This is a genomic window from Micromonospora noduli, assembly GCF_003264365.1.
Taxonomy (GTDB): Bacteria; Actinomycetota; Actinomycetes; order Mycobacteriales; family Micromonosporaceae; genus Micromonospora; species Micromonospora noduli.
On the sequence record NZ_PYAK01000002.1, the window covers coordinates 258,118 to 271,435 of the forward strand.

Here is a 13,318-nt window from a genome sequence, read left to right on the forward strand (position 1 = left end):
CTCTGAATGGTCCGTCAGGACCGTGCGGAGGCTACCGGCATTCCAGCGGGCACGTGGTCCTGTAGTGCGCTGAGTATCCCGCCCACGACCATTATCTGGCCAGGGAAAGGGACATCTTCTGGCCAGTATCGATGCCCCCTGCGCACGAGGATGGACGCGTCACGTCGCCGCCTCAGAGAACAAGGGATCGATCCCCGTCATGCGGGTGAAGACAATGGATGGTCATAGCACATTTCGAACCGGGTGCCGAGCCGCCGTTCGGCCGGGTCGCGAACGGGCGTCGGTCGCCCTGACGGACGTGCCTGGGTCGACGGGAGGGCCGACACGACTCGGCGGATTCGTCAGCGATGTACGACGATCCGCTTCTTCGACGAGTGAGGGCTCGCCTTCCCGGCCCACCCACCACATTGTTGTTGGCAAGCGCCGGAAGTTCTCGGGCGCAATTTGCAGATCGCAGACGACGTGCCGCATTCCGCATTCCGGGAGGGGGCGTGATGACGAAAGTGGATGATCCGACCGTGCGGCGCCCTTCGGATGAGGCCGTCGAGGTTACGAAGCCGTGGCAGGCAACGTGCACGCCACGGGAGTCTTGCGCCCGTATCGCCGTGGACGACCTGCGTGACCTGGCCCGCCGCGGCGAGTTGGCGAACGTGGTCGCGTCCGCGACGCCCGAGGTCCGCGCCCGGCTCAGCGGAGCCGCGTACGCGATCGTCTGGCCGATCGTCTTCGCCCGGGTGACCCGCCCCGTGGAGCGCCGACGGGGGCACTGGCTCTGCGCGAACTCGGTAGAGCAGCTTGCCGACGACTGCCTCGACCGACACCACGACGACGTCGAGGCCGTCGTGTCCGACTTGTTGACCAACGCCAAGGTGCCGATCGTCGACGTCGAGCGGTGGTCCTCGGCCCGACTCACCGCGGCCACTGTGGATGGTCACCGCCGTCGGCGCGGTCAACGGGGCGCGTTGCAACGGCCCCGGGTTCCGGCCTGGCTCGCTGCGGAACTCGGCGGTGACCCCTGGCTGACCGAACTGGCCGTGCAGATCCTCACCTGGGTCGGTGTGCCCACGACCGCCGGGACGCAGCTGTGGCCGCTGGACAGCTGGGCGCTCCGACGGGAGGTCGCCACCGGGGACCTGACCGGCAACCCGATGCTGTCCATGGAGATCGAGCGGGTGCTCGCCGCGATGCGGCGGCGGCCCCGGTGGTACGCGGATTACGTGGAGCGGCCGCTCGGCCGCAAGTACGCCCCCGCGCTCGCCGTCTCCGCCGACGGGGCGGCCGGCCTCCGGCCGTTGGTCGTGATCGGCTCGCACGAGCGCGACGAGGCCCACCTCGCCGATCTTGCCGCCGCCGCGGTGGAGCTGATCAGCCGTCGTCTTCGCGCTGGCGCGGACCCGGCCCACGCGGTGGTGGAGGTGCTCGGTGTCGTCTTCGGTGCTGGCACTGGAAGCGAGCAGATGGACCGTACGCCGGACGGTGGGCCGGCGGCGGAGGAACGGTTGTCAGTCCTGCTCGCCGATGACCGGACCGTTCGGCGGATCGTCGACGAGGTGCTCCGTATCGTCGCCGACGGCAGCAAGTGACAACATTTTCCGTACCCGGTGCGCAGTGGCTTCCGCGAGGGCGGCCGAGTCGGCTCCGGCCGCGACGGCGGCTCGCCACGCCTCGCCGAACTCCCGCTCGAAGAGCCGTCGCAGGCGCTTGCGTTGCTCCGGCGACAGCCCTCCGGGCGGCGGTTCCCCGGCCGCCGGCGGCTCGCTCATGGCTCCACCACCGCCCGAAGGCGCTCGGTCGACGGGTCGCAGGTAGCCATATCCCTCCGATCCGTGCCGCACCGCCCTGCGGGTCATCTGTCAAACATCTGACGGACAGACGGACGGATCGGTGGCCTACCGGGCGCGCGCCCGGTAGGCCACCGATTCATGACGCGGGGCCGTGGTACGACTGTCATTGATGGGATTCCACGTCAACTCCCCTCGGCAGGTAACGGAACCGGTCCTCTGCGGGTATTGCATCCCGGCCCGGTGAGCGGTATTCCGGGGAAGGACGGGATCTCGTCCGGCCCCACCCCCGAGGAGGCCCGGTCATGGCTGCCGTACCGCTGGACGTCGACGCGGTGTGGGCGGAAGGATCGTTCCTGGACCGGATCGCTCCCGCCGACCGCAGAGACCTGCTGGCCCTCGGCGTGACCCGTACGGTGTCGCCCGGCCGCCGCCTGCTGACCGAAGGAGCTCGGGACACCCACGTCGAGGTGATCCGGCGCGGCTTTGTGAAGATCACGACGAGCGCGGATGGCGCCGACCGGCTGCTGGCGATCCGCCTGCCTGGCGATCTCGTCGGGGAGTTCGCGGCGATCAGCGGTCAGGGTCGCTCCGCGACCGTGACCACCTGCGGGGAGGTCGTCTGCACCGTCATCCGGCAGGTGGATTTCCTCCGCTTCCTCGAACGTCGCTCCGCCGTCGCCGCGCAGGTCACCGCGACGGTCGGCCAGCGCCTGCGGTGGGCGAACGATCGCCGGGCCGAGTTCGCCGCCTTTCCGGTGCACGTACGGCTGGCCCGGGTGCTGGCCGAGATCGCGGCGAGCTGCGGGTGGACCAACGACGACGAACTCGTCATCGGGGTCGAGTTGAGCCACGCGGAGCTCGCCACCCTGGTCGGCGCGGCGACGGACACCACCCAGCGGGCGCTGCGCACGTTGCGCGCCAAGCGGCTGATCCGCACCGGGTACCGGCGCATCGCGGTGCTCGACCTGGCCGGTCTCCGCGCCGTCGCCGCTCACGGCGAGCCGCGGTGACGCCGGCCGATCAGCCAGTGCCGGGCGGCCACCGCACGATCTTGGCTGTCCTCACATACCATCGATGTTCCGGCGGTGGCCCGGCCCATGCCCTCGCCACGCGGAGCGCCGAAGCCCTGTGACGTTGGATCACCACCAGAGCCGGCCGGACGTTGCTCAGCTGTAGAAGGATCCAAGGTGTCAGGCTCGTGGTGCGGGCGTTCGCCTCCGGGGTACGGCACCCCCATCTCTCTGAACCAGACGTGGGCCAGCAGTTCCGTGTGGTGGTAGTACACCGCCGCGGACCGCAGGGACGCGAACGATTCGGGACGGTTGTTCAGGTTCTCCAGCGCATGGTGCAGGTACCGCAGCGCCCGCTCGCCATGCCCGGAATACCGACCGGTGCGACCCGGCGCGGACGGTTCGTTGGCGTTGACGGCGGCCATGATCCGGTCGGCGACGCCCGGCTTCTGACGAGGTCGGCCGAGCCGCGCGGAGAGGTGGCGGCGTGGGGGCGAGTCAGGTCCGGCGCGCGGGACTCAGCAAGGCACAGGTGCGCATCGATTTGTCGGCAGTCTCCGGCTCGTCGTCCTGGCCGGCCATGAAATGAACACGAGCGCCCTCGACCACGCGGTCCCATTCCGCTGTCTGACTCACCGAAGCATCCTCGCAGCTTCGGACGCTCGGCTTGGGCACGATTCTGCTCGGCACCGACAGCGGTGGAATGAACCGGACCGCCGCTTCGGCAAGCCTGGTCAACCCCGACGACTCTTGGACATCTGCATCGAGCGTGCGGTGGCGCGGGCGGCGGTGCCGATGAGGTCTGCGACCGGGCCGGGTTGCGAGACTGCCACCGCGTGCGAAGCGGCGATCTCCACTGTCGTGGACCCCGCCCTGTCGGCCAGGAAGCGCTGTAGGTCCGGCGGAATGCCCTGGTCCTGGGTGGTGATCAGGGTCCAGGAGGGGATTGTCTTCCAGGCGGCCTTGGTAACGCCCTCCTCCTGGGCGCTGGCGGACGCGGGCCGCTGCGTTGCCGCCATGATTTCGGCGGTGCCGGGGTCGACGTCGGCGGCGAACACCTCGGGGTACTTGTCCTGCAGGATGTACTGGTCCATGGTCGTGCCGCCGTCGTCGGAGGGGATCGGCACCATTGTGATGCTGGTGGCGAGCTGACTTCCGGGGTACTTGGTGAGCAACCCGATGACGCTTTCGCCTACGTCCGGGCTCACGCTGGCCACGTACACCAGGGCCTTGACGTTGGAGGCACCAGCCGCGGCCTCGGTCATGACCAGCCCGCCGTAGGAATGGGCGGCCATCACGACCGGTCCGGGCAAGCTGTCCAGGAGAGCCCGCACGTAAGCGGCGTCCTTCTGCACACCGCGCAGCGGGTTGGCGACGGCAATGACCGGGTACCCCTGACGTTTGAGGTTGGCAATCACCCCGTTCCAACTCGACGAGCCGGCGAATGCCCCGTGGACCAGCACAACTGTCGGCATCTCCTGCGCGGACATGTCAGGAGCAGGGCTCATCTGGAGTTCCTTTCGAGGGGCTCGCCACCGCTGCCTGCGGTATGCAGGCCGGACCGACGAGGACGGTCGACGGAGCATTTCCCCGGCATCGCGAATCAGCCCGCGCGATCCTGGCTCCGATGGGGTTGCCGCATCCAGAATCCAGCATTGATGAGCCCACTGTCAGCGAGATCGAAGAACGGGGTGCCTCGCCAAACGCTTGGTTGGCATCCGACCCGGACACGAGATGAGCTGCCGTCGCTGTCCCACACTGGGCGCCGCGCCAATACCGCAGGCACAGATCAGACCGAACGTTCTGTCGCTAAGATGGTTGGATGGCGAGCGACGAACCCAATGCCCGACCGTCTGAGGCACGTCTCAAGCTTCTGCGCACGGCGACCAGGATCTTCTACGCGGAGGGCATTCACGCCGTCGGCGTCGACCGGATCATCGCCGAGGCGAAGGTGACCAGGGCTACCTTCTACCGGCACTTCCCCAGCAAGGACGACCTCATCCTGGCCTACCTGCGTGAGGTGCATCAGCTGGAGCGCGGCATGGTCGACGAGGCCCTCGCCGCCAACCTCTCGCCGGTCGAGCCGCTCCTGGCCATCGCCAATTCCATCGCTCAGAACATCCAGTCCCCCGGGTTCCGTGGGTGCGCGTTCCTGAACGCCGCAGCGGAATACCCCGACACGAACCATCCCGTGCACCAAGAACTCATCGCCCACCGGGCATGGTTCCTGGGCACCATCACCACGCTCATGGCACAGGTCCACGAAGGAACGGCGGACCCCGCAGCGCGCCACTTCGTCATGCTCCGGGACGGCGCCATGGCGGCCGGATGCCTCTCCGACCCCACGTTGGTGTCCGAGACCTTCCTGCGCGGTGTCGAAGGACTCCTCAGGATCAACTCGGAGCGCCAGTCGACAGAGTCGGCCCGTTAGCCCCCGCACGACCTGGGGCTGGGCCACCCCCGGTGAGGGGATGACCCAGCTCCTCGATGTTGCTACCACCGGTTGAGCCCGCCCTCGCTCGCAGGCGACGGCGCGGACGACCGCACGGCTCAGATCAGCGGCCGTATGCCTCGAGCAGGCGCAGCCAGACCTCGCTGACGGTCGGGTACGCGGGCACGGCGTGCCACAGCCGATCCAGTGGGACCTCGCCGACGATGGCGATCGTCGCGGCGTGGATCAATTCCGCGACGTCCGGGCCGACGAGGGTGAGGCCGACGATGACCCGTCGGTCCTCGTCCACGACCATCCGGGCGTGCCCCTGGTAGCCGTCGGCGTGCAGCGCGGCCCCGGCGACGGCGGCCAGGTCGTAGTCGACGACCCGGATCCGCAGCCCGGCGGCCTCGGCGGCGGCTGCGGTCAGCCCTACCGACGCGATCTCCGGGTCGGTGAAGACGACCTGCGGCACGGCGCGCTCGTCGGCGGTGGCGACGTGCCGACCCCACGGGCGGTCGTCTGCCGCTTCGCCAGTGGCCCGCGCCACGATCACGTCGCCCACCGCGCGAGCCTGGTACTTGCCCTGGTGGGTCAGGAGCACACGCCGGTTGACGTCCCCGGCCGCGTACAGCCATCCGTCGCCGATCAACGCGCCGGCATCATCGACCACCCGCAGGGTGTCGTCGACAGTGAGCCAGGCGCCCGGCTTCAGGCCGATCCGGTCGAGGCCGACGTCGTGCGTGTTCGGCGTACGGCCGATCGCGACGAGGATTTCGTCGGCCTCGACCTGGTCGCCGTCGGTGAGCGTGACGTGCACAGTGCCGTCGCCGTCGCGGCTCACCGACGTGGCCTCGGCACCGAGTTGGACTGACACGCCAGCTTCCCGCAGGGACTGCGTGACCCGCTCGCCGACGAACGGCTCCGCCTGATTGAGCACTCCGTCGCGCACGAGCACCGTCACCGCTGATCCGAGGCCGGCGTACGCGGTCGCCATCTCCGTGGCCACCACGCCACCACCGATGATGGCGAGCCGACCGGGAACGTCACTGGCGGCGGCTGCCTCGCGGCTGGTCCACGGTGCCGCCTCGCGCAGACCGGCGATGTCCGGCACCAGTGCGCTACTTCCGGTCGCGATGACGACCGCGTGTCGGGCGGTGAGCGAGGTGGTGGCGCCGTCCGCCCCGGTCACCTCGACGATCCGGTCGGAGCTGATCCGCCCCTGGCCCCGGTACAGGGCGATCCCCGCAGAGTCGAGCCAGGACACCTGGCCGTCGTCCTTCCAGTGCGAGGCGACGGTGTCCCGGCGGCGCAGCACGGCCGCCGCGTCCAGCTCGCCGGTCACCGCCGCGCGCGCACCGGGCAGCTGACGAGCCGCTCGGAGCGCGGCCTGGCTGCGCAGCAACGCCTTGGTCGGCATGCAGGCCCAGTACGAGCACTCGCCACCCACCAGTTCCCGTTCGACGATCGCGGCGGTCAGGCCGCCCTGCACGACGCGGTCGGCGACGTTCTCCCCCACCGGCCCCGCGCCGATGACAACGACGTCGTACGTGGCGTTCTGCACGTCAGTTTCCCTTCGCGGCGCGGCCGAGGCGGATGGCCGCGATGAGGAAGAAGATGGCGCCGGGGATGGCGTAGCCGATGGCGTTGGTCAGCGCCGGGTTGTCCGCGGAGGCGGCCGCGACGAATGATCCACCGGCGATGACGGAGATGCCACCGCTGATGATCATCGGCCACTGGCCACCCATCTTGCGGCGGGTGACGGCCACGATCAGCTGTACCAGTCCGGCCACGACCGCCCAGGCGCCCCAGACCCGCAGGACCGCAGGGATGCCGGACGCGCCGGCGACGCCCAGGCCCACCGCGGCGAGCAGGCTGATCGCGATGTTCACGTACAGCAGGGTGGGCGAGCCGGTGGCCCGCGACGCTCGAACGTCGACGATGGCGGCGGCCACGTCGAACAGCGGGTAGAGCACGAGCAGCGCGGCGGTGAGGGGGTTGAGGTGCTTGGCGAGTGGGAACGTCACGGCAGCCCAGACGATTGCGAAGGCGAAGCGACCGAAGTACAACCGCCGCAGGGCAGCGGCCGTCGTCGAGATGCCGGGAACGGCAAGGGTGGTCATGGTCATCCTCTCGGTGATTCCGGAGCGAAGGGGACGCCCCGCGGGGGTGCGGGCCGCCTGCGGGAGGGGAAGGGCGGTGCTACTCGATGTTTGAGAACAGCCCCGTGATCTCCACCTGAGCGCCCTGGAGCCCACCGAAGACGGCACCGGCAGCGGGCGTCGCGACTGCGGCGGAGGCGTCCTCGTAGCTGGCGAAGTACAGGTCGAGCGTCCGGTACGCGGGAGTGGGCGTGCCGTCCTCCTTCGGCCACACCTTGGCCGACTCGATCCGCTGAAGCTTCGGGAACGTCTCGGCGGCCCGGCGTACGTCGGCGTAGACCCTCTCGAACTCGTCGGGGTCCGCGGGGTTACCGATGACGAGGGTGATCTTGGTAGGCATGGCGGTCTCCTTCAGGCACAGCCGCACACCTGACTGGCACTAGGTAGAACGAACGTTCTGTCCCTGAGAACCGTACCGACTCGGACCCCCGCCGTCAAGACCGATCGTTCTATCCACCCTTTCGGTGAGGGCGGGGGAAGGCGTGGCGCTCGCCACAGCCCGTGAAGGAACGCCGTTTCGACATCAAAGCGCGATGCGCGTCTCTCCGGCCGGTTGTGCGGCGAGACGGGTGATCGCGGCGATCGACCGGTCCACGTCCGCTTCGGTCGTGGCGGCGTTGGACACGGAGATCCGCATCAGCCGCCGACCTCGCCACGTTGTTCCGCCCATCCAGCAGGTGCCGTCAGCCTGGACCGCGGCCACCACCCGGTCGGTGCGCGCATCGTCGCCGAAGCCGACCAGCACCTGGTTGAGGACCACCTCGTTCGCGACCTCGAAGCCGGCCCTGGCCAGGCCGACGGCGAATCGACGGGCCAACTCGCAGCAGCGCTCGACCACAGCGGCGACGCCGAGGCTGCCCAGTTCCCGCAGTCCGGCCCAGACGGCGAACCCACGAGCCCGCCGTGAGGACTCCGCGGTCAGGTCCGCTCCGACTGGCGTCCCGCCGGAACCAACCAGGTACGCGGCGCTGTAGGACATCGCCGCGGCGTGCACATCGGGCCGGGCGCAGAACGCGAACGCCGAGTCGTACGGAAGATTGAGCCACTTGTGACCATCGCAGGCCCACGAATCGGCCAACTCCAACCCGTCCACGAGATGCCGGGTGCCGGGGCTAGCCGCCGCCCACAGCCCGAATGCCCCGTCCACGTGCACCCAGCCGCCGTGCCGGCGTGCCAGTTCGCATGCCTCGCGGAGTTGGTCGCAGGCACCGGTGTTCACATTCCCGGCCTGCAGGCAAACGATGGTGGGACCAGACGATCCGGCCCGCAGTGCCTCCCGCAGCGCTTCGAGGTCGATGGCACCGTTCGGCTCGGCGGGCACCGGGCGCACCGCGTCGGTCCCGACGCCGAGCAGACGCAGCGACCGGTCGATGGTCCCGTGCCGCTCCTGACCAGCGATCACCCGGATCGGTGGCGCCCCGAGCAGCCCGCGCCGTTCCACGTCCCAGCCCGCATCCGCCAGTACCTGGTGCCGGGCGGCGGCGAGCCCTGCGGTGTTGGCCGCCTGGGCACCGGTGACGAAACCGACCGACGCCGACGCAGGGATACCCAGCAACTCCTTCAACCAGCCACCTGCTGCAGCTTCGGCCGCGACAGCGGCCGGCGATGTCACGGCGTTGGTCGCGAGCTGGTCCCAACCAGCTGCCACGATGTCCGCCGCGGTCGCCGCCGGCAACGCGCCACCGACCACGAACCCGAAGTACCGCGGGCCGGCGCTGGCCACCAGCCCCGGCTCGGCCGCAGCGATCAGGTCGGCAAGCACCTGCTCCGGCGGGCACGACGCGGAGGGCAATGGGCCGGAGAAGGCACCGTTCAGCGCCGCCTGGTCGACGGGAATTCCGACCTGACGCTCCGACAGCGACGTCCGGTAGTCAGCGGCATGCTCGGCGGCCGAGCGGAACAGGTGCCCGAGGTCTCCCATCGAGCCAACCTATCTTCGAGCCGAGCCTCTATCGCTCGGCAGGGCTCTGGAGCTGAAATCGGCGACCCACCCCCGGGCGGCACCTCGGAAATTCGGCGCGGTCCTCGATGTCTGCGTACCCAGACGGTTAGCCGGTCTTCGTGGCGAATGGGCCGCTGTCGCCGAACGCGAGCCGCGCGAAGTTCTCCGCGATGCGGCGATGTCCGGCAGGGTCGGGGTGGACCTCGTCGGGTAGTGGGAGTTCGGCGTAGTCGTCCGCGCCGTACAGGTCGCGTCCGTCGAGGTAGTGCAGGTTCGGGTCGTCGGCCGAGCGCTGTTCGACGATCCGGGCGAGTTCGTCACGGATGATGTTGAGGGTCAGCCGCCCCGCGGTGCGTTCGGCCGGATCTCCCGTGGCCTTGAACCGCAGGCTCCCGCCCTCGAGGTCTGGCGCGAGAGGGCCGGGCGTGTCTTCCTGGACCGGGCACAGGATGGCGGACACGACCAGCAGTGGTGTGGTCGGATGCCCCTCCCGGACAGTGTCGAGGAACCCGTGGACCGCGGGGGTGAAGGCGCGTAGACGCATCACATCGCTGTTGACGATGTTGATGCCGATCTTGACGCTGATCAGGTCCGCGGTGATGTCCCGCATGGCGCGGGCGGTGAACGGGTCGAGCAGCGCGCTCCCGCCGAACCCCAGGTTGACCAACTCCACGCCGCCCTCAGCCGCGGCCAGGGCCGGCCAGATGGCGCTGGGATGCCCGGCATTCGAGCCGTGGCTGATGGAACTGCCGTGGTGTAGCCACGTCCTGCGCCGGTTGGGCGGGGTCTGCTCGACGGGCGCGTCGGTGCGCAGCGTGATCAGCTCAGTGATCTCCGTGTGCGGGAGCCAGATCTCGACGTTTTTCTCACCCGCGGGCAGATCGGCGAAGCGGGCGGTGCCGGTCGGCCCCTCGGCCAGCACCGAGGTTTGGGTGAACATGTCGGTGACGGTCCGGACGTTACCTCCGGGCACCGAGGCCTGCGCGGTCAGGCGGCCGTCGATCAGCAGGTCGTAGACGCCGTCCGGTGGGGGCGGAAAGCCTTGGTAGACCCGTTTGGTGGGCAGCGTGTCCAGTTCGATCGTGGTGGCCCGGGTACGGAACGCCAGCCGCACACCGGAGGGCTGGGCCTCGGCCATGGCCAGTTGGTCGTCGGGGATCTGCCGGCGCGCCCGTGCGGTCAGCCGATGCGGCAGCAGACCGCGCGCGGTCTGCTGCAGATCGACGAAGCCGCGCAGCAGCTCCGCAGTGATCGGGGTGGTCCAGTGATGCTCGGTGGTCATTACCTCAATGCCTCTCGAGGAATATCGGTGTTCATCAGCGCGCCGCGAACCACTCGCGGACGAGTGCGGTCCCTCGCACCGTCAGGAGCTGCGGCTGCGTAGCAGCGCGTCGAGTGAGTCCACGATCCAGTCCCAGGATTGCTGCTCATCGGGGGCGCTGTGCGCGAAAGCGCCGGCCAGCTCCAAGCTGACGTAGCCGTGGAAGACACTGCCCAGCAGTCGGACCGCGTGCGTCGCGTCCGGGTCGTTCAACTCATAGCCCCGCAGGATCGCCCGGGCCATCTGCGCGTGCCGGACGCCGGCGCTGGCGGCCGCCGTTTCCGGATCGAGCCGGAGCCGAGCGGCGGCATAGCGGCCCGGGTGCTCCCTGGCGTAGTCACGGTAGGCGTCGGCGAAAGCGGCCAGGGCATCCCTGCCGGCACGACCGGCGACGGCATCGGCCACACGGTCGGCGAGTTCCTCCAGCGCGAACAGCGCAATGCGGACCCGGAGATCCTGTGAGTTCTTCAGGTGCGAGTACAAGCTCGGGAGCTTGACGCCGCACCGCCGGGCGAGCGCCGAGACGGTGACCTCGTCGAAGCCGACCTCGTCGGCCAACTCCGCCCCCGCTCGGGTCAGACGCTCCGGCGTCAGCCCTCGCTTCTCCATGACCCTCCCTAGGCTAACTACCACTATTAGGCTCATGCCTAATGGTACTAGGAGAACTGTTGGCAGCTTACGGGGAGGGCTGTTCGCCAGTACGCGGTCGAAGCGGGAGGCAGCCGCTCCGAAGTTGGACGGCGGGTCTGCGGTGGCCGCGGTAGCTACGCCCGAACGCGTTACGCCTCGGAGTCGCCAACGTCGGAGGTTTCGCCTCCGATCGGTGAAGCGGAAATCTCCGTCGGCTGTCCCCACCTGCGCAACGCGTCGACAAGCGCGACCAGGGCCAGCACTGCGGCCACCACGCTCAGCCCGACCATCGGCGCCCACTGGGCCAACGCCGGCGTGCACAGCAGCAGAGCGACCAATCCGATCAGGTGGGAAGGGAAAACCCGACCAAAAATCTCGTACTGCAACCGCACCCGGGCGACGAGGAAGAGCATCGGACCGCCCACCAGGAACAGCAGCCAACTGGGCCGCGGCTGCCCGAACGGATGATCGATCACCAGCTCGTAGCCGACCGCCGTGACGAGCACGCTGAGCACGATCAACAGGTGCGTCCGTTCCGACACCGCTCCCAGCCGGCCGGGCATACCCGCCCGGTCGAACGCCTCCGTCAGCAGCAGACCGGCGCGGTAGAAGTAGATCCGCCAGAGCAGCGCGCTGGTGGCGAACGCGACCGCGAAGGCGGCTGCCCGCTCCGCGGAGTAGTCCGCGCCGCTGAAAACCACGCCGATAACCAGAATCGACTCACCGAGCGCGATGAGGAACATCTGCTGATAACGGTCCGCGAGATGGGTCCCCGCGATCCGCCACCGACCCACCTTCGCGACCCCGAGCCACGGCAGCGGCCAGCCCAAAGTCCAGGCGAGGTAGTCGACAGCGAGGGCGACAACCCACAGCGGCAGGCGGAGGTGATCCGGGCCCAACGCGCCGGCCAGCCACAGCGGGGCGCTCGCCAGAGCCCATACGACAAGCCGGAAGGGCACCAGCCGTCGCGGATGGCCACGCAGCGCGACGGCGACCACCAGCGGCCGCACCACCATCACCATCAGGTACGCGACCGCGAACGGCAGTGCTCGCTCCTCCATGGCGCGGGGCAGCGTCACCGCCATGATCAGGCTGGCGAACATGGTGCCGACCACGACGGCCTGAATGATCGGCTGTTCCGGTTCGTAACGGCTGGTGATCCAGGCGGTGTGCGACCAGATCAGCCAGAGCGCCAGAAAGAGCAGCAGGGTACGCCCGAACCCCCCGGCGAGCGCCCAGCCGGTGTCATCGCTCAACCCCGCGAATCGTTGCGAGACCCGGGTGAGGGCCACAACGAACGCCAGATCGAAGAACAGCTCCAGGAACGTCGCCCGACCCGAACTCACCGGAGGGCGCAGCAGCTCGGCACCCCGCCCCGCCGCCATCGTCCGCCTCCGTCCGCCCCTCGCTACCAACGAGCCGGCCCCAGCGGAGTTGCGTCAGCGCGCATCCCGGCGCAACCACACCTGGTACGACTGGCCGCGAGAGATCAGCGAGACGGCCCGGTAGCAGGGCCTCGGTGGCACCCGAGTTGCTCGCGCACAGGCCGCCGTCGACCCGCCAAACGGCCCCGCGAAACGCGGTCATACTGATGTCATGGGCGAGGAATCTGAGTTGGCGATCGCTGCGGTTCGCCGCTACGCCGCCGCTCTGCGGTGCATCCAGTCACGCTTGTTCGATGCCTATCCGGACGTCGACGGCATCAAGGATCTGATGGTGGCGGTGCGGCACGAGAAGACACTTCCGCGAGCGGGCACGTCGAGCACAGGCGTCGAGTACGCGGTCCACGGAGCGGGCTGTCAGATGATCGACGAGCTGGGCCGGATGGTCGACGTCGATGTGGTCGATGATGTCGAGGCGTTCGACGCCTGGCGGATCAGAGGGTTTCTCGACGAACAGTCGCACGCCCGGCCCTCGATCGAGGAGCTGCGCACAGCATGCTCTCACCTCGCCAGCACCGGTGAACTGTTGGAGGTGCGGGCAGGCCGCTGGTATGCCCTGCCCGATCGTTGGCGGAAGGGCGACTGACCGTCAGCCT

Annotated in this window: 14 protein-coding genes; 4 read left to right on the forward strand and 10 right to left on the reverse strand. The window is 69.3% G+C overall.

Annotated features, from left to right (window positions below; all coding sequences use genetic code 11):
• The first annotated feature begins 605 nt into the window (after window positions 1-605).
• Entirely contained in the window at window positions 606-1,583 is a 978-nt protein-coding gene (locus GUI43_RS02590) for a hypothetical protein (protein WP_211326630.1), read from the forward strand.
• Between the two features lie 503 nt (window positions 1,584-2,086).
• Window positions 2,087-2,794, forward strand: a complete 708-nt coding sequence (locus GUI43_RS02595) for a Crp/Fnr family transcriptional regulator (protein ID WP_112697887.1) — start codon at window positions 2,087-2,089, stop codon at window positions 2,792-2,794.
• On the opposite strand, the gene GUI43_RS33690 is transcribed toward GUI43_RS02595, so the two are convergent.
• The 3 genes from GUI43_RS33690 to GUI43_RS02605 form a co-directional block, all read right to left on the reverse strand.
• On the reverse strand, window positions 2,776-3,219 hold the full coding sequence (locus tag GUI43_RS33690; protein ID WP_112697888.1) for a hypothetical protein: 444 nt from the start codon (window positions 3,217-3,219) through the stop codon (window positions 2,776-2,778). The genes GUI43_RS02595 and GUI43_RS33690 overlap by 19 nt on opposite strands.
• Before the next feature lie 73 nt (window positions 3,220-3,292).
• A complete protein-coding gene (locus GUI43_RS33695; RefSeq protein WP_170158655.1) occupies window positions 3,293-3,430 on the reverse strand; it encodes a hypothetical protein in 138 nt (45 codons plus the stop codon).
• A 98-nt stretch (window positions 3,431-3,528) separates the two neighbouring features.
• Window positions 3,529-4,302, reverse strand: a complete 774-nt coding sequence (locus GUI43_RS02605) for an alpha/beta fold hydrolase (RefSeq protein WP_249037626.1) — start codon at window positions 4,300-4,302, stop codon at window positions 3,529-3,531.
• A 314-nt stretch (window positions 4,303-4,616) separates the two neighbouring features.
• On the opposite strand from GUI43_RS02605, the gene GUI43_RS02610 reads away from it, so the two are divergent.
• Window positions 4,617-5,225, forward strand: a complete 609-nt coding sequence (locus tag GUI43_RS02610; protein ID WP_112697890.1) for a TetR/AcrR family transcriptional regulator — start codon at window positions 4,617-4,619, stop codon at window positions 5,223-5,225.
• Between the two features lie 124 nt (window positions 5,226-5,349).
• On the opposite strand, the gene GUI43_RS02615 is transcribed toward GUI43_RS02610, so the two are convergent.
• The 7 genes from GUI43_RS02615 to GUI43_RS02645 all read right to left on the reverse strand — a co-directional run bounded on the left by GUI43_RS02615 (window position 5,350) and on the right by GUI43_RS02645 (window position 12,665).
• Window positions 5,350-6,789: a dihydrolipoyl dehydrogenase family protein gene (locus GUI43_RS02615; RefSeq protein ID WP_112697891.1), complete on the reverse strand. Its 1,440-nt coding sequence runs from the start codon at window positions 6,787-6,789 to the stop codon at window positions 5,350-5,352.
• Window position 6,790: 1 nt separating this feature from the next.
• A complete protein-coding gene (locus GUI43_RS02620) occupies window positions 6,791-7,348 on the reverse strand; it encodes a hypothetical protein (RefSeq protein ID WP_112584397.1) in 558 nt (185 codons plus the stop codon).
• A 79-nt stretch (window positions 7,349-7,427) separates the two neighbouring features.
• Complete coding sequence (locus tag GUI43_RS02625; RefSeq protein ID WP_181548669.1) at window positions 7,428-7,727, reverse strand: EthD family reductase; 300 nt, start codon at window positions 7,725-7,727, stop codon at window positions 7,428-7,430.
• Between the two features lie 183 nt (window positions 7,728-7,910).
• Window positions 7,911-9,308, reverse strand: a complete 1,398-nt coding sequence (locus GUI43_RS02630) for a pyridoxal phosphate-dependent decarboxylase family protein (RefSeq protein WP_112697892.1) — start codon at window positions 9,306-9,308, stop codon at window positions 7,911-7,913.
• 127 nt (window positions 9,309-9,435) lie between these two features.
• The gene (locus GUI43_RS02635) at window positions 9,436-10,611 is read right to left on the reverse strand and encodes a GDSL-type esterase/lipase family protein (RefSeq protein WP_112697893.1); all 1,176 of its coding nucleotides are present in this window, start codon (window positions 10,609-10,611) and stop codon (window positions 9,436-9,438) included.
• An 81-nt stretch (window positions 10,612-10,692) separates the two neighbouring features.
• Complete coding sequence (locus GUI43_RS02640; RefSeq protein ID WP_112584394.1) at window positions 10,693-11,259, reverse strand: TetR/AcrR family transcriptional regulator; 567 nt, start codon at window positions 11,257-11,259, stop codon at window positions 10,693-10,695.
• Window positions 11,260-11,429: 170 nt separating this feature from the next.
• Complete coding sequence (locus GUI43_RS02645) at window positions 11,430-12,665, reverse strand: low temperature requirement protein A (protein ID WP_112697894.1); 1,236 nt, start codon at window positions 12,663-12,665, stop codon at window positions 11,430-11,432.
• 229 nt (window positions 12,666-12,894) lie between these two features.
• Between GUI43_RS02645 and GUI43_RS02650 the strand changes: the two genes are divergently transcribed.
• On the forward strand, window positions 12,895-13,308 hold the full coding sequence (locus GUI43_RS02650) for a DUF6896 domain-containing protein (RefSeq protein ID WP_146765848.1): 414 nt from the start codon (window positions 12,895-12,897) through the stop codon (window positions 13,306-13,308).
• The last annotated feature ends 10 nt before the right edge of the window (window positions 13,309-13,318 follow it).